Genomic DNA, 18,700 nt, shown 5'->3' with positions numbered 1-18,700 from the left:
GACGGACGCCCCGGACGCCGCCCGCCCGGCCCCCTGGCCTTGGCGTTCTTCCCCGTGCCCGCTAGCCTGTCGCTCCGAACTGACACGCGGGAGCTTGGACCCACCAGGCTGAGAGTGCGCCGGTCGACCGTACGCCACGGGATCCGTGGACGGACCGTCGAGGGGGCGCAGACCGCCGGAACCTGTCCGGGTAATGCCGGCGTAGGGAGATATCGGCCGTGCCGCCTGCCTCGACGTCCTCGACGTCCTCCTCGTCCTCGTCCTCGGCGACCGCCGTCCTGGAGCCCCAGACCCGGGTCGAGGCGCCGCTGGTGCTCGACACCGAGCCGCCCCGCACCCTCCGCTTCCGCGACCACTTCGCGCTCTGGATGAACCTCGGCGTCTCGCTGATCGGCTTCACCACCGCCGCGACCGTGCTCGGCGCCAAGGGCAGCGAGCTGTCGCTGGCCGCCGCCGTGACCGCGATCGTGGCCGGCACCGCGGTCGGCACGGCGATGCTCGGTGTCGCCGCGCTGATCGGCGCCCGCACCGGCGCGCCCGCCATGGCGACCCTGCGCGGACTGTTCGGCACCCGGCTGTCCTACGTGCCGACGGTGCTCAACATCGTCCAGTGCATCGGCTGGGGCGTGTACGAGCTGCTGACGATCGCGCTCGGCGCGCAGACCGTCGTCGGCACCGAGGGCTACCGCTGGCTCTTCGTCGTCCTGGCCGGCGCGATCACCACCGCGCTGACCATCTGGCCGCTCGGCGCGATCGCCGTGCTGCGCCGCTTCGTCGCCGTCGCGGTGGCGGTGGCGATGGTGTACTTCACCGTCCAGCTCGGCCGGAACGGCGTCGCCGACCCGGGCGCGGGCAACTGGCACGGCTTCCTGCGGGCGACGGACGCGATGATCGCGGTGTCCATCTCCTTCGTCCCGCTCGCCGCCGACTACACCCGGCACTCGCGCACCCCGCGCTCGGCGTTCTGGGGCAGCTTCTCCGGCTACACGGTGGCGCAGGTCTGGTGCTACGTGCTCGGCCTGATGGCGCTGCTCCAGGCGGACGGCGACCCCGACCGGATCTTCGACTCCTTCCTGGGCGTCTGGGCGGGCTGGCTGTTCCTGCTGGTGCTGGTGCTGCGCGAGACCGACCAGTCCTTCGCGAACGTCTACTCGACCGCGATGTCGATCCACAACCTGCTGCCGAAGGTCGACCGCCGGGTGCTCACCGGCGGCACCGGCGCGCTGATCACCGTGCTCGCGCTGCAGATCACCGCGTTCACCGACTCGTACTACGCCTTCCTGGGGCTGATCGGCTCGGTCTTCGTGCCGATGTTCGCGGTGCTGGCGGTCGACTACTTCCTCGGCGCCGGGCGGCGCGGCTGGGACCTCTCGGACGGGGCGCCGTCCCGCTGGCTGATGCTGCTGCCGTGGGCGCTGGGCTTCGCGGTCTACCAGCTGATCGCGCCGACCGCGGTGGCCGGCTGGTGGACGGACTTCTGGACGTCCGCGCAGGAGCTGCTGCACTTCACCCCGCAGGAGTGGACCTCGGCCTCGCTGTTCGGCTTCCTGGTGCCCGCCCTGGCGACCTGGGCGCTGACCCCGTTCACCCGCGGCCGGGCCGTCACCGACGCGCGCTGACCGGGCGGCCCGGGGCGGCCCCCGGAACGCCCCGGGCGGCCGTCCGCCGGAATGTCCGTCGAATGCCGAATGCCCGGGGAATTCCGGCGGAACTCCCGCGGAACGTCCACGGAACACCGGTCCGACGCCGCTCGGAACGCCTGCGGAGCACCGCCGGGAGCCGGGCGGAACGCCACGGGAGCAACCGCCGGAACGCCACGGGAGCGCCCGTCGGAACGCCCCCCGCCGCGCGACGGAGTGACGAAGTCGGCCCCCCGGGTTGGGGCCGACGTCGCCTCCGTGTCACTTCCGCCGCCTATCGTGGGGGGTGTGACCAGCCCTGATGTCTCACCCGTGACGGCCCGCACCGACCGGAGCGTCCAGGTGATCGCCCACCGCGGTTCCTCGCACGCCCTGCCCGAACACACCCTCGCCGCCTACCGCAGGGCGCTCTCCGAGGGGGCCGACGCGCTGGAGTGCGACGTCCGGGTGACCGCCGACGGACAGCTGGTCTGCGTGCACGACCGGCGGATCGGCCGGGTCTCGGACGGCCGGGGCACGGTCTCCGCGATGACCCTGGCCGAGCTGGAGTCGCACGACTTCGGCGCCTGGAAGACCGGCAGGCCGAGCGAGGACCCGGAGCTGCGCGGCGTGCTGCGGCTGGAGAGCCTGCTGGAGCTGGCCGTGGACTCCGGGCGCCCGGTGGACCTCGCGATCGAGACCAAGCACCCGGTGCGGTTCCGCGGCCGGGTGGAGTCCGAGCTGCTGCGGCTGCTGGACCGGTTCGGCGTCGGCGGGGCGGGCGCGGGCCGGGGCACCGACGCGGCGGCGACCGGCGCCGACCACGGCGTCAGCGCCCGGATCATGAGCTTCTCCTCCGTCGCGCTGGCCCGGGTGGCGGCCGCGGCGCCGCAGTACCCGAGGGTGTTCCTGTTCGAGCGCGGCCTGGTGCTGCGCGGGCGGCTGCGCCCCGGTGCGCCGCTGCCGGGCGGGGCGCGGATCGCCGGACCGGGCATGGACCTGGTGCGGGCCCGGCCGGGGCTGGTGACCAGGCTGCGCGAGCTGGGCCACCAGGTGCACGTGTGGACGGTCGACGAGCCGGCCGACGTCGAGCTGTGCCTCGAACTCGGCGTGTCGGCGATCATCACCAACCGCCCGGCGGAGGTGCTGGCCCAGCTCGGCCGGTGACGGCGCCCGGCCCGCGGCGGTGCCGTGTTCTGCCGCGATCTGCCGCGTTCTCCCGCACGGTGCGGTGCCGTGCCGCACGGGCAGACCGTGGAGCCGTGGTGAACCGTTCAACCACTGTGACAAGTTGATCGTCTTGGTAGGGACTCAAACCTTTCGGCAACGATTTCTGGCGCAATTCATACAGTTTCACGACGGAGGGTGAGCGCGGAATCACCTGTCGCGCACCCTCGGTAGACCGGCCTGAAATGACCGCGCGGGATCGCCGCCCGGTCGTTTCCGACGTATTGCCAAGGGGCATCCATCCCTCGGCATACGCTGAAGGAGGTCCGGGGGTGGCGTTGATGGTGGCGCGTGAAGTGCCGACTTCATCGACCATGGCAGTGCCGCACGGCCCAGCGAGTGTCGGGGTCGCACGGCGCCGACTGCGTCGAGATCTGGGAGACCGGGAGATACCGCAACCGGTCATTGATGATGCTGTTCTGATCCTTTCCGAGCTCTTGAGCAACGCCTGTCGCTACGCCCGGCCGCTCGGGCCGCTGCCGGCCCTCGGCCGGGGCGCCCGCGCCGAGGCGGCGGAACCGCTGCTGGTCGGCGCACCGCCCCGGGCCGTCGGCCCGGCGGCACCGGCCGCCGCTCCCGGCGAGCCCGACGAGGACGCGGGCGGCGTACTGGTCCGCTGGCAGATGCACGCCGACGGGGTGCTCACCCTGGAGGTGACCGACGGCGGCTCGCCGACCCGGCCCGCGCCGTCCAGCCCCTCGCTGACCTCGCACGGCGGCCGGGGACTGAGCATCGTGGACCAGCTGGCGAGCGACTGGGGCGTGCGCGACGCACCGGGCGAGGTGACGGTCTGGGCGGCTCTCCCGGCCCGGGCCCGGCACGCCCGGCGGACGGCCGGCTGACACCGGGAGCCCCGAGGACCGGCGCACGGCGGCGGACCGCCCGGGCGCCCGCCGTCCGCCGGGCCCGCACCGCCCGGCGGCGGGCCGTGCCCGCGCCCCGGTGTGCGCCACACTCCCGGGGAACGTCAGTAGGCTGCCCGGAGCACAACACCACCGTTCCCGGGAGAGCCGCACCATGGGCAAGAAGGCCGCCAAGAAGGCGCCGCAGCGCAGCCAGTCCACCCCCGCCGTCACGGGCGACATCCCCGTGGTCGGGGCCCGCGAGGACTGCCCCTGCGGCTCGGGCCGCCGCTACAAGGCCTGCCACGGCCGCGAGGCCTCGCACGCGGTCCAGGAGCTCGTGCACCGCCCGTTCGAGGGCCTGGCCGGCGAGGCGGACTGGGTGGCGCTGCGCGAGCTGGTGCCCGCCGCCACCGTGCCGCTGACGCTGGCCGCCGGGGTCGCCGAGGGCGCCAACGGCGAGGTCCCGTCGGTCACCCTGGCCACCGTGCTGCCGCTGGCCTGGCCCGCGCTGCGCCGCCAGGACGGCTCGATCCTGCTGGGCCTGCAGACCCAGTCCTCCTCCGGCGACCTGAGCCGCGACCTCGGGGACGCCCTGGAGCTGGCCCTGGCCGCCGAGCCGGGCTCGCCGGTGCCGGCCCGCCGGACCGTGCCGGGCGGCCGCCGCCTGCAGGACCTGCTGGACCCCGCCGCCGCCTTCGAGCCGGCCGTGCACACCGGCTTCGAGTTCTGGCTCGAGGACGCCGAGACCGCCACCGGCGAGGTGGCCGCCTCGCTGGAGCGCGCCAACGCCTCGGCGATCCCGACCGAGAAGCTCGCCGGCCTCGACTCGGCGTACTGGTGCGGCACCCCGGACAAGAACCACCTGCGCTGGGTGATGACCGTGCCGGAGGAGCAGCTGCTGGACGCGCTGGCCCGGCTGACCGCCGCCGAGAAGTCCTCGCTCGGCCCGGACACCCGTCTGGTCGGCTCGTTCCGGGCGCACGGCCTGACCGTGCCGGTCTGGGACCTGCCGGTCGACATGACCGCGGCCGACTGCGAGAAGCCGGCCGCCGAGTTCGCCGAGCTCCTCGCGGCGACCCTCGCCGACCCGGCTCCGCTGACCGCGGACGAGCGGCGGGCCCGGGCGAACCTGGTGAACCGTCAGGTCACCCTGAACTAAAGGCGGGTCGCAAGGAACGCCGCCGACCGCCCGTTCGACGTGATACGCGTCACATTGTCGCCCGCAACCCGCAATTTCCGGGCTGCGACGGCGTCTTGGAAATTGGCGCGGGCGCAGATCCTTGTTACTGTCTAAAGAGTCCGGTCGCTGGTGCATCCCCCGTCGCCAGCGGCCGGATCTTTTGTTTTTCCGAACATCCCACGCCAACGCGGGTCGGCCGTGCCCGATCGATACGCCGGGCGCCCCGGTCGTACCGCGCGGGCAGCGGCCCGGCCGCGCCGTCAGTAGGCCGAGCGGCCGCTGTCCAGCTGGACCGCCGCGTCCACCAACTCGCCCAGCAGTGGACCGACCTGGGGCAGCCAGACGCCGCCGTCGGCGCCCTGACGGGGCGGCAGCACCCAGCGCACCCGGTCCCCGGCCCCGCCGCCGGGCGGCAGCGGCAGGAATCCGCCACTCCCGTGGTAGCGCAACGACCCCGGCACCCAAGGGAGTTGGACGAGCATCTCGCCGAGCGCGTCGAGCGAGTAGGGGGCGACCAGCATCGCGTAGCGGTCGGGCATAGCCAGCACCGGGCCGAGCCGCAGCCGGAGCGCGGCCAGATAGGCGAGCGCGCGGGCCCCGGCCGCCGCCGGCAGGCTGACCGCGGAGACCGTCCGGCCGGTCGCGACCAGCACCGGCGCGTCGGGGCAGCGCCGCTCCCACCACCAGCGCACCATCCGGGCGTCGGCGGTGGCCGCGAGCAGGGTCGGGTCGTGCGGGTGGGCCCCGGGCACCGGGCAGTCCTCGTCGCCGCAGGAGCACGCTCCGCCGGCGAGCAGGACGGTTCCGGGAACCACGGGCCAGCGGTGTTCGGTGGCTGCCGACAGGGCCCCGGCCAGCCGGGCCGCCCGGGCCGCCGACCGGCTCCTCGGGTCGTCGCGCAGTGGGTTGTCACGCATTGGCACCCGTTCCTTTCCGTGACCGCTCGAAGGCTCCGGCCCGCGGCCGCCGGGCCGGCCGCCGCCACCGGCCGGGGACGCCGGACGGCCCGCGCACCGGACGGAGGGATCGGACCGGGAGCCGGGCCGGGGCCGAACGGCGGGCGGGGCGAGCGGCGGTGCGGACGGCGGTGCGGACTGCGGCGCGGGCCTGGAGCACGCGGTGGAGCACGATGTGAAAGGGCCGCGGAATAGAACAGCCCTTGGAACGAGAATCCCGTATGCGACCGGATGGACGCCGCCCGGGCGCGGTTGGTTCCACCGTACGAGTGAGTCGCTTCCGGCCGGCCCGGCCGGCCGGCGGTAAAGGCATACGATCCGGACGGCCGCCGGAACCGTCCCCTCGGTTCTGCCCGTTCACCGGCCGCTCCATGCCCGCCGGGCGGAGCCCTCGCACCCCGCCGGACCGTGGTGCGAGCGACCGGCGCGCGCGGAGCAGAGCGCGCCCCCGACCGGGCCCACCAGGCCCGGAACCCGCCACCGGCCTTGTCCCGACTCTGGACATGCCCCGAATGGCCTGTGTAGAAGTGGTGGCATTGCTGTCGATCAATGACGAGTAGTAGCGAATCGAGGCGAAACGCGCCCCTTTGGCCGTGCTCGCTCCAAACGGCCGTCCCCCGGGGGGTTCCGCATGATCCGCGTGACACGTACCACCGCGTCAGGAGTGGCGGCATGACCGAGTCCCCCCCACCGTCGGCGTCCTCCGAGCCGGTCGAGCCCGGCTGCACCAGCGGGCTCTCCGTCCTCGATCCGCCGGGCTTCCACGGCCCGGCCCCGGCGTCGGGCGGCCAGCCGTCCCCCGGACGGCCCGAGGGCACGGACCGCCGCCCCGAGGACGGCGCGGGCCCGGACCCGGCCCCCGGCACACCCGGCACCGCGGCCCCCGCACCGGCCGGCGTGCAGGACCGTTTGGCCGGACGGCTGTCCGATTTCGCCAGCCTGCACGAGCACACCGAGCGGCTCGCCCGGGCCCGCGGCCTCGGCGCCACCCTGGACGCCGTCCTCGCCTCCGGCGCCGCGCTGCTCGGCGCCGACCGCGCCCTGCTGGTCACCGTGCTGCCCGGCGGAGGCCCGAGCCAGCCGCTCGGGCTCGGCCTGGACCGCGCCAGCCTGGGCGCGCTGGAGACCGTCCCGGCCGACCAGAGCCTGCTGGCCCGGCTGCTGCGCGAGCACGACCGGCCCGCCGAGGTGCGGTCGCACGACCTCGCCGAGGACCCGGCGATCGGCGCCCGGCTGCGCGAGCTCGCCGGGCAGCTCGGCCTCGGCGGCTGCTACGGCCTGCCCCTCGCCACCGAGGAGGACGGCCCGCTGGCCGCCGCCCTGTGGTTCTACGACGCCCCCGCCGACCCCACCGACCGCCGCCGCGACCTGGCCCGCCGCTACTCCGAGGTCGCCGCGCCGCTGCTCGCCAAGCAACTGGACGCGGAGAAGGTCCGGCGCACCACCGAGGCCCTGCGCCGGGGCCTGCTGCCCGACCGCCTCCCGCAGCCCGGCGGGCTCCGGCTGGCCGCCCGGCTCGTCCCGGCCGGACTCGACCGCTCCTGCGGCAGCGACTGGTACGACGCGATCCCGCTGCCGGACGGCACCGTCGGGCTGACCGTCGGCTCGGTCTCCGGCGACGGCCCCGGGGCCGGCCCCGGTTCCGCCCCCGGCGCGGCCGCCGCGATGGGCCGGGTCCGGGCCGCGCTGCGCGCGTACGCGGTGCTGGAGGGCGAGGACCCGGTGTCCGTCCTGGGCGACCTCGAACTGCTGCTCAAGACCACCGAGCCGACCCGCAGCGCCACCGCCGTCTACGCCTGGGTGGAGCCGGAGGAGCGCCGGGTCACCCTGGCCGGGGCCGGGCACTGCCCGCCGGTACTGGTCACCAGGTACGGCGCCGAGTTCGTCGAGACCTCGCTCTCCGCGCCGCTCGGCATGCTCTCCTGCTGGGAGGCGCCCGGGGTCGAGTTCACCGTCGAGCGCGGGGACACCCTGATCCTCTACACCGAGGGACTGGCCCGCCGCTTCGGCCAGACCCTGCACTCCGGACAGACCGATCTGCGCCGGGCCGCCGCCGACGCCCCCCGGGACGTCCGGACCGACCCCGAACGGCTCTGCGCCCACCTGCTCGCGGCCGCGGCCGAACGGGACGCCGACCGGCGGGAGCGGGCCGACCGCCGCGCGGCGGGCCGTGATTCCGCCGACCCGGACGGCGGGGCCGCCCCCCGGCGCTCCACCGACCGGGCCCCGGCCACCGACGACCTGATGCTGCTCGCCGCCCGCTTCGAGTGACCGCCCGGTGCCGGACGCGCCCCGCGCCGCTCCGGCACCGGTAGCGGCCCCGTGCCGGCGCGGTACCGGCACAGCAGGGCCCGGCACGGCCCGGTACCGGTACAGCACGACCGGGTACCGGTACAGCACGGCCCGGCACGACCGGGTGAAGGCCCGAACGGGTGAGCGGCCGGGCGTCCGTACCATGGACGCACGGCCGCCCACCTGTGTCGTGATCCGACGCGCCCCGGGCGGCACCACGCGCAAGGAGGCGACGTACGTGACCGAGGACCGCACCCCGGCGGTGGCCGAGAACCCCGAGGCCGCCGGCGGCGACGAGGAACCGCAGCAGTTCAAGGGCCGCAAGAACGGCCTCTACTCCGAGGTCTCCGACGAACTCGCCGCGTCGATGAAGTCCGGCTGGGCCGACACCGAGCTGCACGGCCTGACCCCGGTCCCGCAGGCCCGCTACGCCGCCGAGCGCCGGGCCGCACTCTCGGCCGCCCACCCCGGCGTGCGCCTGGTCGTCCCGGCCGGCACCCTCAAGATCCGTTCCAACGACACCGACTACGGCTTCCGCGCTTCCAGCGAGTACGTCCACCTCACCGGTGACCGCACCGAGGACGCCGTACTGGTCGCCGAGCCCACCGGTGCCACCGGCCACGACTTCGTCCTCTACCTGCTGCCCCGCTCCGACCGCGAGAACGGCGAGTTCTGGCTCGACGGCTACGGCGAGCTCTGGGTCGGCCGCCGGCACAGCCTCACCGAGCAGGAGCAGCTGCTCGGCCTGCCGGTCCGCGACGTCCGCAAGGCCGCCGACGAGCTGGCCGACCGCGCCGCCGACGGCGTGCCGACCCGGATCGTGCGCGGCTACGACGCCGGCCTGGAGGCCGCGCTCGCCGACGTGCTGGACGCCGAGCAGGACGCCGGGTTCAAGGAGTTCCTGAGCGGCCTGCGGCTGGTCAAGGACGAGTGGGAGATCGGCGAGCTGCGCGCGGCCTGCGCCGCCACCGTCAACGGCTTCACCGACTGCGTGCGTGAGCTGGGCCAGGCCGTCGCCACCTCCGAGCGCTGGATCGAGGGCACCTTCTGGCGCCGCGCCCGCGTCGAGGGCAACGACGTCGGCTACGGCTCGATCTGCGCCGCCGGCGCGCACGCCACCACCCTGCACTGGGTGCGCAACGACGGCGAGGTCCGCCCCGGCGAGCTGCTGCTGCTGGACGCCGGCGTGGAGACGGAGACCCTCTACACCGCCGACGTCACCCGCACCCTGCCGATCAACGGGCGCTTCGACGAGCTGCAGCGGAAGATCTACGACGCGGTCTACGACGCCCAGGAGGCCGGTATCGCGGCCGTGAAGCCCGGCGCCCGCTTCCGCGACTTCCACGACGCCTCGCAGCGGGTGCTCGCCGAGCGGCTGCTCGCCTGGGGTCTGCTGGACGCCTCGGTGTACGACGTCGAGAAGGTCCTGGAGCTCGGCCTGCAGCGCCGGTGGACCCTGCACGGCACCGGCCACATGCTCGGCCTGGACGTCCACGACTGCGCCCACTCGCGCACCGAGGAGCACGTCGACGCGCTGCTGGTGCCGGGCATGGTCCTCACCGTGGAGCCCGGCCTCTACTTCCAGCAGGACGACCTGACCGTCCCCGAGGAGTACCGCGGCATCGGCGTCCGGATCGAGGACGACATCCTGGTCACCGCCGACGGCAACGAGAACCTCTCGGCCGGCCTGCCGCGCCGGGCCGAGGACGTCGAGGCGTGGATGGCCTCGTTCGACCGGGGCTGACGGACGACGGCCCGGGGCGGATGCGCCCCGGGCGGCCCGGTCGCCGGTGGTCCGGCGCGGCCCGGTCGCCGGTGGTCCGGCCCCCGAGCAGTGGGGGCCGGACCGCCGGCGGCCCCGTCGCGGCACGGCGGCCGCCGACCGGCGGACCGGGGTGGTCAGGAGTCGGCCGCCGCCCTGAACTTCGGCTGGATCACCACCGGCGGCGCCTCCCGGCCGTCGCCCCTGGCCCCGACGACCACCGCGAAGTCGGCGTCGGGCTTCCAGCCCTCCGGGACGCTGATCTGGAACTCCAGGTACTTCGAGTCGTGCGGCCGGATCAGCCGCTCCAGCAGCGAGGTGTCGACCACCAGCTGCCCGTTGCCGTCCGGTGCGACCGGGAGCCGGCGGACCCCGTTGCCCGCGCCGAACCTGGCCTCGACGACGGCCTTGGCCGCGTCCGCGCCCGTCAGCACCAGGGTCGGGACCACCGAGGCCAGCGGCGCCGCGCCCGGATTGCCGATGCTGAGCGCGAACCCGCTGGGCCGCCCGGCGATCACCCCGTCGCCCGGCGGGTAGCTGAGCGTCAGCGTGGGCGCCGTCCGGCTGGCCGCCGGGGCGCTCGTCAGCAGCAGGGGCGCCAGCGCCGAACCCTCCTCGAACCGCTCCGGCGTGGTCGGCAGCACCGCCACGGCCTCGAGCAGCAGCGTCCCCTCCGCGCTGTCGATCGAGGGGTCCAGCCGGTAGCGGAGCGTCCGGGCGGCCCCCGCGGCGAGCGGGAACGCGGCCGCGTCGCCCGAGGTCAGATAGGCGCCCGAACCCACGGTCAGCGGGACGTCCGTCCAGCCGCCGTCCTCCTCCTCGCGCTGGAGCCGGCCGCGCACCGTCCGGCCGGAGCGGACGGCTCCGGTGAGCGTCCGGACCGACACCACCGGGGCCACCGCCTCGAACAACCGCTGGGTGGTGTTGCGCCAGGTCACCGAGAAGGTCGTCGGGCCGGCGCCGACGATCGCCTCCGTCCCGGTCAGGCCGTCGAAGCTCAGCGCGACGCCGCCGCCCTGGCGGACCGTGCCCGAGGGCGCGGGCGCCGCCGGGGACGGGCGAGCGGACTGTGCTCCGGCCACCGGACCACCGGGCGACGGAGCGGAGGCCCCGGCTCCGGCCCCCGGCGGTGCGGGGTCCTCCCCCTCCTGGCCGGGCGGAGGCGGCGCGGTCCCGGCACCCGGGACGGCGGCGGACGGCCCAGGGGCCGTCCCCCCGGCCGCTTCCCCGAGCGGGTGGGCGGGGTCGTCGGCGGGCGGGGCGGGGACGCCGCTCGGGGAGGCCCCGTCGGTGCCCCGGGTGGGCACCGGGCCGTCGCTCATCGTCGCCGCCGGCGCGTCGTCGCCCTTGTCGGCGAGCATGTCGGTGGGGACGGTGAGCACGCCGACGATCATGGCCGCGGCGAGCCCCATCAGGGGCAGGCCCACCAGGTAGGCGGGCCGCCTGCGGTTGCGGGGCCCCTTCGGCGGATCGGCCGGGCGCAGGTCCTGGGCGGTGATCCGGGCGGCGCGGGCTGCCAGTGCCTCCCGGAGCAGCCGCTCCATCGGCGATTCCCCGCCGACCGGGGCGGTGACGCCGGTGCCGGCGCCGCCCGCCGCGGACCGGGTGCCGCGCGGGCCGTCCCGCTCGGGGCGCTTCGGGTCGTCCCGGTCGGGGCGCTTCGGGCCGGGGCGCTTCGGCCCGTCCCCCTCGGGACGCTTCGGGCCGTCCCCCTCGGGGCGCTCCCGGTCGGGGCGCCGCGGGCCGGAGGCGTCGCCGTCCGGCCCGTGGTCGGACGTGGGCCGCCGGTCGTCGCTCATCGGGCGTCCCCCAGCTTCCGTTCCAGGGCGTCCAGGGCCCGGCTCGCGGTGGACTTCACGGTGCCGCGCGACACCGCGAGGATCTCCGCGATCTCCGACTCCGACAGGTCGGACCAGTAGCGCAGCACCAGCACCTCGCGCTGGCGCGCGGTCAGCTCCTGCATGGCCACCAGCACCCGCCGGTGCTCGTCGTGGAGGACGGCGTGGTCCTCCGCCGAGGGCGCGTCCGCCTCGTGCGGCGGCACGTACTCGCGGGCCGTGCGGCGCCGCCGGAGCACCGAGCGCGCGCCGTTGACCACGGCCGTGCGCAGATAGGCCAACGCGTTGTCGAGGTCGTCGAGCTCGTCGCCGTGCCGTTGGTACAGCTTGGCGAAAGCTTCCTGCACGACATCCTCCGCCTGGTCCTGATGGTCGACCAGCAGGACCGCGAGCCGGACCAGGCTCAGCCGGTGCGTGAGGTAGAGCTCGGTCAGCGTCGGCCCGGCCTCACGGGTCCGGCCGCCACCGGCCAGCAGCCTGAACCCGGCCCGGCGCCGGCCGGCCGTCTGCGCGGCGACCGGGACGTCGAGGACCTCCCCGGCGCCCTGCGGCTCCCGGGCGCCGAACAGCAGCGCCAGCAGCCGGCGGAGGCCGGTCCCCCGCCCCTGGTCGACCTGGGCGGCCTGGGCGGCCCGCCCGATGGCCATGGACATCCGTCTTCGCTTTCCCCCCGACCGCGACCCGGCTCCGGCCGGTGCGTCAGGACATCGTCATTGGGTGGCCGGGCCCCGATCGCGCGATCGGGGCAGCCGGGCAGGTCGTGCCGGAGCGGGGTCGTGCCGGACCGGGGACGTGCCGCCGGATCCCGCCCGACCGCACCGGATCCCGCCGGTGCGCGGACCGGCGAGGGTCCGGGAGACAGGCCCTGGCTAGGAGGTCGCGTTCGGCGTGTCGTCCGCCATCCAGGTCATCCGCGGCCGGGCCTTCTGGGTCGGCAGGGCGCCGCCGTCGGCCGTCCCGCCGACCGTGAACTCCAGCCCGCTGCCGGCCCTCCAGCCCTTCGGCAGGTTGAAACGGAACGGGAAGACGGCCGTCTCGCCCGGCCCCAGCACCCGGGTCAGCCCGGCGGTGTCCACCCGGACCTGACCGTCGGCGTCGAGCGCGCCCGACAGCCGGCGCCACTCGCCGTCCACCAGTACCTCGGCGGAGAGGTCGCCCGGCACCAGGCCGTGCGTGGTGTTCCGGCCGAGCGGGTCGGTCACCCTGACCACCGGGGACACGGTGTGGTTGCCGGTGGCGTCCAGGTTGGCCATCTCCACCCGCAGCTCGGAGGGGATCCGGCCGACGGTCATGTCGGTCGCCTTCGTCGCCGAGAACCGGACCGGCTGCCCCGTCGTCACGTTCATCCGCGCCTGGGTGCCGCCGACCGACACCGCCTTGGCACCGCGGCCGACAAAACCGTCCGCCTGGATCGGCAGCCGGCCCGACATGCTGTCGGCCCCCAGGGTCAGGCGGTAGCGGACGGTTCGGCTCTCGCCCGGGTCGAGCGCGAACGCCCCCTGCTGGGGTCCGTTGTCCGGGGCCTTCTGGTCCGGCTTGACCTCTCGCCACTCGTCGAGGTCCTTGCGGTCCAGCACGCCCTTGGCCGTCGCACCGAGCCGCGCCACGGCGGCCGGGTAGTCGAACGGGAGCACCCGGACCACCGGGACGATCTCGTCGAAGCGCCGGTCGGTGGCGTTGGTCCAGGTCACCTCGAACTCGAAGTAGCTGCCGCCGCCGCGGATCTCCCAGTCGCCGCTGAGCGAGCGGATCGCGACGTCCACCCGCTCGGCGACCGCGGCGGGCATCTCTCCCGGCCGGTCCGGGACGGTGCCGGTCACCGGGGCCGGGCCACCGCCCGGGGAGGTGACCGGGGCGGGGACCGAGGGGCGGACGGTCCCGGCGGGCGCGCCCCCGGGGGTCCCGGCCGGCTTCGCCGCCGCGGGCACCGGAGCGTTCGCGGTGGCCGCGGGCGGAGCGGCCGGGACCCCCGGGGCGGACCCCGTCGGTACGGCCGACGCGGTGCCCGCCGTCCCCGGCGTCCCGGCCGGGGTGGGCGTACCCGCTGCGGTGGCCGTGGGCGACGCCCCGTCCGGGACGGACCGCGCGTCGGCCACCGGTGCGACGAGTGCCACGCCCGAGGGTGCCGGAGCCGCGGACCGGGCCGGCCGGGCGTCCGCGCCCGCCTCGGCCGGAAGCAGCGCGTAGCCGGCTGCGCCGGCCACGACGGCCGCCAGCGGAACGGTCCTGACGAGACGCCGGACTGTGGACGGACGCATGGTGGGTTCCCCGTGGTAGTCGGACTCGGCCGGTGAGCGAGACCCGGCACCGGTGCGGTCGTGTCCGCGCCGAATCGGCCCTCACCCTTTCAGACGCCCATACTCCCCAGGAGTTGTGGGTGGTTCGAAGGAAATTTCGAACTGGCCGGAACGGCTACACTCACCGGCATTCCGCCACCGCCCGTCACCAGGGGATCCCATGGCCGAGCAGCACTCGACCGGGCCGGCAACCGTTGCCGTCACCGCCGCGACCACCGACACCGCCGCCACCACCGACACGGCCACCGGTGCCGTCCCCGGCCCGGTGGCCGTCAGCATCGGGCGGCGGCCGGAGCCGGTGCACGAGGTCGCGGTCTACGCCTTCGACGGCATGACTCCGTTCGAACTCGGTGTCGTGGTCGAGGTGTTCGGCCTGGCCCGGCCCGAGCTGAGCGGGCTGCTGGCCACCCCCTGGTACGGGCTGCGGGTGTGCGCCGACCGCCCCGGTACCCCGCTCCGCTCGGTCGGCGGATTCACCCTCACCGCCGAACACGGCCTCGACGACCTCGCCGCCGCCGACACCGTGGTGGTCCCCGGCGTACCGAACGCGTTCGGCGGGACGGTCTCCCCCGCCCTGGTCGAGGCGCTGCGCACCGCGCACGAGCGCGGCGCCCGGATCGTCTCGATCTGCTCCGGGGCCTTCGCCCTGGCCGCCGCCGGTCTGCTCGACGGTCAGGAGGCCACCACCCACTGGCGGTACGCCGAACTGCTGCGGCAGCGCCACCCGGCCGTCCGGGTCAACCCGGACGTGCTCTACGTGGACAACGGATCGGTGCTGACCAGCGCGGGCAGCGCGGCCGGGATCGACCTCTGCCTGCACCTGGTCCGGCGCGACCACGGCGCGAAGGTGGCCAACAGCGTGGCCCGCCGGTTCGTCGTGCCGCCGCACCGGGACGGCGGCCAGGCCCAGTTCATCGAGGCCGCCGTCCGGCCGGTCGAGGAGGAGGACGACGGCGTCGCCCGCTCGATGCAGTGGGCACTGGACCACCTGGCCGACCCGCTCACGGTCACCGGGCTGGCCCGGGCCGCCCGGATGTCCGACCGCTCCTACCTGCGTCACTTCACCGCCCGCAACGGCACCAGCCCGATGCGCTGGGTGATCAGCCAGCGCGTCGCGGCCAGCCTGCCGCTGCTGGAGGCGCCCGACGGCACCGTCGAGGAGATCGCCGGTGCGGTGGGGTTCGAGAGCGCCGCGACCTTCCGGCACCACTTCGGGCGCGTCATGCGCACCTCCCCGACGGCGTACCGCCGGTCCTTCGGCCGCGGCGCGGCGTGACCTCGGTCGGGCGTGACCCCCGGTCGGTTCGGTGTCAGCCCTCCCCGCCCGCGCGGCGGGCCGCGTTGGCGAGCACGGCGTCGTGCAGCCACTGGGCCAGGCCCGGCGCGAGCTGCTCGTAGACCGCGGTGAACCGCGGGTCGGCGAGGTACATCCCGGCGAGACCGCGGTGGATCTCGTAGGTGCAGTCGTAGAAGTTGTCGCGGATGTGCTGCCGGTGCGCCTCGGCGAGGTCCGTCGCCGGGCCGCCGTCGGCGGGCTCGCCGGCGGTGAACAGTTCGACCAGACGGGCGTTGAGCGCGTCCGCCTCGGCCTTGATCCGCTGCCAGTCGCCCTTGTCGTAGCCGCCGGTGCGGCGCTGGGACTCCGCCCAGGCCGGGGTGTCGCCCCAGCGCTGCTCGGCCTCGCTCTCCCACTCCTCGCGGTAGTGCTCGCCGAAGAGCTCGAACTTCTCCTCCGGGGTCAGCTGAATACCCATCTTCTCTGCCTCCATGGCGTGTTCGACGGCCGCGGCCAGTTTCTGGAGGTGGGCGATGCGGTCGGTCAGCAGCCGGTGCTGGCGCCGCAGGTGCTCGCTCGGGCTCACCGAGTCGTCGTCCAGGACGGCCGCGATCTCCTCCAGGGGGAACCCGAGTTCGCGGTAGAACAGGATCCGCTGCAGTCGGCCGAGGTCGGCCTCGTCGTACCGGCGGTAGCCGGCCGGCGTGCGGCCCCGGGGGGACAGCAGGCCGATCTCGTCGTAGTGGTGCAGGGTCCGGACGGTCACCTTGGCGATCCGCGCCACCGCGCCGACCGTGAGGCCGGTGCGGCCGTCCTCGTCTCCGCTGTTCATCGGGGTACTCCCTTCGTGCTGACCACGACCCTGCCTCCTCCCGTTGCGTGAGGGTCAAGCGCGGGGCCGGACGTGGCGGCCGGGTCTCGCGGGCCGGACGCGCGCGTCGGGTCCAGTGTCGGGGTCCGGTGTCGGAGTCCCGTGTCGGGTTCCGGTGTCGGGGTCCGGTGGAGAAGTCTCCGACCCGGCCGGGCCGGACCGGCGCCGGTTTGTGGGGTCCGGCCAATTGCCGGGGCGGCCGGGCGGCCACCAGCATGTGCGCGTGACCACGCCCGTACCGCCCGGCACGCCGCTGCCGAAGCCCACGCCGCCGACCGACTCCCCGCCACCGGCTTCCCGGCCGACCGCCACGACCGGCCGGACCGCCGGGGCACGACCGGCCACCGTGGCCGAGCCGGTCGCCGTGGCCGAGCCGGTCGCCGTGGCCGAGCCGGTCGCCGACCTGCCGACCGTCGCACCGCCGCCGGGCCGCCGACTGGTGGCGGAGCTGGTCGGCACCGCCCTGCTGGCCGTCGTCGTGGTGGGCTCCGGACACCAGGCGGACGCGCTGACCCCGGACGCCGGGCTGCGCTTCCTGGCGAACGTCGGCGCCTCGGCGGCGGCCCTGACGGTGCTGATCACCCTGTTCGGCCCGGTCTCCGGCGGGCACCTCAACCCGCTGATCACCGCGGGCGCCTGGTGGACCGGCCGGGGCACCCCCGCCGGGCTGCCGCTGCGCGAGGCGGTCGGGTACGCCGCCGCGCAGACCGTCGGCGCGGTGGCGGGCACCGGACTGGCCGACGCGATGTTCGGACACCCCGCGTTCCGGCTGTCGGAGGTACCGCGCGGGAGCGGCGCGCTGTGGCTGGGCGAGGCGGTGGCCACCGGAACCCTGCTGCTGGTGGTGACCGGGGCGACGGCCGCCGGGCGGGGGCGGCTGGTCCCGGGACTGGTCGGCCTCTGGGTGGTCGCGGCCTGCTGGGCGACCTCCTCGGGCGGCTTCGCCAATCCGGCCGTGACGCTGGGCCGGGCGCTCACCGACGGCTGGACCGGGATCGCGCCCGGATCGGTCCCCGGCTTCGTGCTCGCCCAGTGCGCGGGGGCGGTGGCCGGGACCGGCCTGGCGGTGCTGCTGTTCGACGGCCGGCAGCGTGCGCGCTCCGCCGTCAGCGAGGAGCCGCCCCGCTGAAGCTCGGTGCGGAAGTCCGGGCGGGGGCAGGACGGTGCCTGGTCCGACCCGTGGCGAGGACGGTGGTTCCCGCGCACCGCGCGCCGGAGAACGCCCCGCACCGGACCTTCCGGAACGAGCTTCAGGGGCTCCGGAGCGTCGCCGGCTGCCTGGGCACCGGGGGCGCGGCGGTCCGCCGGCGACCGCTCCGCCGCCGGCCCGACCGCTGCTGCGGGAGGCCTTCGCCGGGACCGCCGTCCGGGCCGCCCCGGCCGGGGGGACGGCGGCCGGAGCCGCGCCGCCGCTGGGCGGGCAGGAGCAGCACGCACCCGGCCGAGACCACCACGAAGGCGAGTCGCACCAGTCCGCGCGCCGGGTCGGACGGCAGGAACAGCGTGCCCCCGTACAGGGCGACCAGCGCGATCCAGCTCCACCACGGCACCAGCCGCCGCTGTCCGACCGTGTCCCAGAGCAGCGTGCCGAGCATGATCGACGCGGTGTAGTACGTGTAGACGCTCGGGTCCAGCAGGATCCGGGCGTCCGCCCCGAGCAGGACGACGGCCGGCCAGCGGCCGCGCCACACCGCCAGGGTGCCCAGGCCCAGGCCCAGGGCGAACTGCGCCGGACGGTCCCACCAGGGCGTCGTCGGATCGGTCACCCCGAACCAGCGCAGCGCCGAGGCGGTCTGGTTGGGGATGGTGAACTTCGCGGCCGCGACGGTGTCCAGGTCACCCAGGTAGAACGGCAGCCAGGCGACCGCCACCAGCCCGGCGAACCAGAGCCCCGTCCGCACCCACCTGGCCCTGGGCAGGGCGAGGATCAGCGGCGCGAACGCCAGCGCCCACGGTTTGGAGTCCACGGCCAGCGCCAGGTACACGGCCACCGCGGTGGCCCGGCCCCGGCTGAGCTCGTGCGCGGCGAGGGTGGTGAAGAACAGCGCCAGCACGTCGTCCAGGTGCGCGAAGCGGACCGACACCTCGACCCACATCGGGATGAACGCGAGTCCGGCGACCAGCAGCCGCTGCTGGAGCCGGCGGTGGTTGGTGCCGGTGCCCAGGTGGTACTGCGCGGCCGTGCGGCCCACCAGGACCAGCATCGCCAGCCCGAGGCCGGACATCACCGCCTCGGCCAGCACCTCGCCGGTGTGCCCCGGGAACGGCGCGAAGAGCCGCGCCACGGCCAGACTGACCGGGCCGATCTGCAGCTCGGGGTGGTGGGCGTAGAGGGCGAGACCGCCGTCCGAACGACCGCTGAAGAGCAGTTCCTCGCCCTGGCGCAGGTAGTGCCAGGAGAAGCCGCCGCTCGGCTCGACCAGCAGGAACCAGAGCACCGTCCAGGCCAGCAGCAGGACGTGGTGTCTGCGTACCGGCAGGCTGCCGATCCGGCCGGTGGCCGCCTCGTAGTCGGTCCAGGCCCGTCCCGGCCGTCC

At 75.6% G+C, this 18,700-nt stretch carries 14 protein-coding genes and 1 riboswitch; of the genes, 8 read left to right on the top strand and 6 right to left on the bottom strand.

All coding sequences use genetic code 11. The features are described from left to right. Positions 1-76 precede the first annotated feature (76 nt). A riboswitch (TPP riboswitch) is annotated at positions 77-226 on the top strand. From ACIPYS_RS31160 to ACIPYS_RS31145, 4 genes are all read left to right on the top strand, one after another. Then, entirely contained in the window at positions 219-1,619 is a 1,401-nt protein-coding gene (locus tag ACIPYS_RS31160) for a purine-cytosine permease family protein (protein WP_400752380.1), read from the top strand. (Overlaps the previous riboswitch by 8 nt.) Before the next feature lie 309 nt (positions 1,620-1,928). Next, a complete protein-coding gene (locus ACIPYS_RS31155) occupies positions 1,929-2,786 on the top strand; it encodes a glycerophosphodiester phosphodiesterase family protein (protein ID WP_231978645.1) in 858 nt (285 codons plus the stop codon). A gap of 497 nt (positions 2,787-3,283) precedes the next feature. Continuing rightward, complete coding sequence (locus tag ACIPYS_RS31150) at positions 3,284-3,688, top strand: ATP-binding protein (protein WP_353653573.1); 405 nt, start codon at positions 3,284-3,286, stop codon at positions 3,686-3,688. 175 nt (positions 3,689-3,863) lie between these two features. Beyond that, the gene (locus ACIPYS_RS31145; RefSeq protein WP_093861114.1) at positions 3,864-4,850 is read left to right on the top strand and encodes a DUF5926 family protein; all 987 of its coding nucleotides are present in this window, start codon (positions 3,864-3,866) and stop codon (positions 4,848-4,850) included. Between the two features lie 281 nt (positions 4,851-5,131). Here ACIPYS_RS31145 and ACIPYS_RS31140 read toward each other — a convergent pair whose 3' ends face one another. Further along, positions 5,132-5,788, bottom strand: a complete 657-nt coding sequence (locus tag ACIPYS_RS31140) for a bifunctional DNA primase/polymerase (protein WP_093861115.1) — start codon at positions 5,786-5,788, stop codon at positions 5,132-5,134. A gap of 711 nt (positions 5,789-6,499) precedes the next feature. Between ACIPYS_RS31140 and ACIPYS_RS31135 the strand changes: the two genes are divergently transcribed. Beyond that, positions 6,500-8,098: a PP2C family protein-serine/threonine phosphatase gene (locus ACIPYS_RS31135; protein WP_400752375.1), complete on the top strand. Its 1,599-nt coding sequence runs from the start codon at positions 6,500-6,502 to the stop codon at positions 8,096-8,098. Positions 8,099-8,357: 259 nt separating this feature from the next. Beyond that, a complete protein-coding gene (locus tag ACIPYS_RS31130; RefSeq protein ID WP_231978647.1) occupies positions 8,358-9,863 on the top strand; it encodes an aminopeptidase P family protein in 1,506 nt (501 codons plus the stop codon). Positions 9,864-10,018: 155 nt separating this feature from the next. Here the strand turns inward: ACIPYS_RS31130 and ACIPYS_RS31125 are convergent, their stop codons facing one another. The 3 genes from ACIPYS_RS31125 to ACIPYS_RS31115 all read right to left on the bottom strand — a co-directional run bounded on the left by ACIPYS_RS31125 (position 10,019) and on the right by ACIPYS_RS31115 (position 13,977). After that, on the bottom strand, positions 10,019-11,680 hold the full coding sequence (locus tag ACIPYS_RS31125) for a hypothetical protein (protein ID WP_400752371.1): 1,662 nt from the start codon (positions 11,678-11,680) through the stop codon (positions 10,019-10,021). Continuing rightward, the gene (locus ACIPYS_RS31120; protein WP_400752369.1) at positions 11,677-12,372 is read right to left on the bottom strand and encodes an RNA polymerase sigma factor; all 696 of its coding nucleotides are present in this window, start codon (positions 12,370-12,372) and stop codon (positions 11,677-11,679) included. The genes ACIPYS_RS31125 and ACIPYS_RS31120 overlap by 4 nt, the downstream gene beginning before the upstream one ends. A 216-nt stretch (positions 12,373-12,588) precedes the next feature. Beyond that, the gene (locus tag ACIPYS_RS31115) at positions 12,589-13,977 is read right to left on the bottom strand and encodes a hypothetical protein (RefSeq protein WP_400752366.1); all 1,389 of its coding nucleotides are present in this window, start codon (positions 13,975-13,977) and stop codon (positions 12,589-12,591) included. A gap of 199 nt (positions 13,978-14,176) precedes the next feature. On the opposite strand from ACIPYS_RS31115, the gene ACIPYS_RS31110 reads away from it, so the two are divergent. Continuing rightward, positions 14,177-15,292, top strand: coding sequence for a helix-turn-helix domain-containing protein (locus tag ACIPYS_RS31110; protein ID WP_093861122.1), 1,116 nt, complete (start codon positions 14,177-14,179; stop codon positions 15,290-15,292). A gap of 34 nt (positions 15,293-15,326) precedes the next feature. Here the strand turns inward: ACIPYS_RS31110 and ACIPYS_RS31105 are convergent, their stop codons facing one another. Beyond that, complete coding sequence (locus ACIPYS_RS31105; RefSeq protein WP_400752363.1) at positions 15,327-16,124, bottom strand: MerR family transcriptional regulator; 798 nt, start codon at positions 16,122-16,124, stop codon at positions 15,327-15,329. Positions 16,125-16,386: 262 nt separating this feature from the next. On the opposite strand from ACIPYS_RS31105, the gene ACIPYS_RS31100 reads away from it, so the two are divergent. Further along, a complete protein-coding gene (locus ACIPYS_RS31100; protein WP_400752360.1) occupies positions 16,387-17,292 on the top strand; it encodes an aquaporin in 906 nt (301 codons plus the stop codon). Positions 17,293-17,413: 121 nt separating this feature from the next. Here ACIPYS_RS31100 and ACIPYS_RS31095 read toward each other — a convergent pair whose 3' ends face one another. Continuing rightward, positions 17,414-18,643, bottom strand: coding sequence for a hypothetical protein (locus ACIPYS_RS31095; RefSeq protein WP_231978796.1), 1,230 nt, complete (start codon positions 18,641-18,643; stop codon positions 17,414-17,416). Positions 18,644-18,700 lie beyond the last annotated feature (57 nt).

This window comes from Kitasatospora sp. NPDC089913, assembly GCF_044748625.1.
In the GTDB taxonomy this organism is placed as follows: Bacteria; Actinomycetota; Actinomycetes; order Streptomycetales; family Streptomycetaceae; genus Kitasatospora.
Note: the sequence above shows the minus strand (reverse complement) of the source record. Positions and strands in the feature narration are given on the sequence as shown.

What these genes read in the sequence shown, in the direction of transcription:
- ACIPYS_RS31125 (WP_400752371.1), bottom strand. Translation starts at nt 11,680, where the DNA reads ATGAGCGACGACCGGCGGCCCACGTCCGACCACGGGCCGGACGGCGAC.
- ACIPYS_RS31115 (WP_400752366.1), bottom strand. Translation starts at nt 13,977, where the DNA reads ATGCGTCCGTCCACAGTCCGGCGTCTCGTCAGGACCGTTCCGCTGGCG.
- ACIPYS_RS31140 (WP_093861115.1), bottom strand. Translation starts at nt 5,788, where the DNA reads ATGCGTGACAACCCACTGCGCGACGACCCGAGGAGCCGGTCGGCGGCC.
- ACIPYS_RS31120 (WP_400752369.1), bottom strand. Translation starts at nt 12,372, where the DNA reads ATGTCCATGGCCATCGGGCGGGCCGCCCAGGCCGCCCAGGTCGACCAG.
- ACIPYS_RS31110 (WP_093861122.1), top strand. Translation starts at nt 14,177, where the DNA reads ATGGCCGAGCAGCACTCGACCGGGCCGGCAACCGTTGCCGTCACCGCC.
- ACIPYS_RS31135 (WP_400752375.1), top strand. Translation starts at nt 6,500, where the DNA reads ATGACCGAGTCCCCCCCACCGTCGGCGTCCTCCGAGCCGGTCGAGCCC.
- ACIPYS_RS31105 (WP_400752363.1), bottom strand. Translation starts at nt 16,124, where the DNA reads ATGAACAGCGGAGACGAGGACGGCCGCACCGGCCTCACGGTCGGCGCG.
- ACIPYS_RS31145 (WP_093861114.1), top strand. Translation starts at nt 3,864, where the DNA reads ATGGGCAAGAAGGCCGCCAAGAAGGCGCCGCAGCGCAGCCAGTCCACC.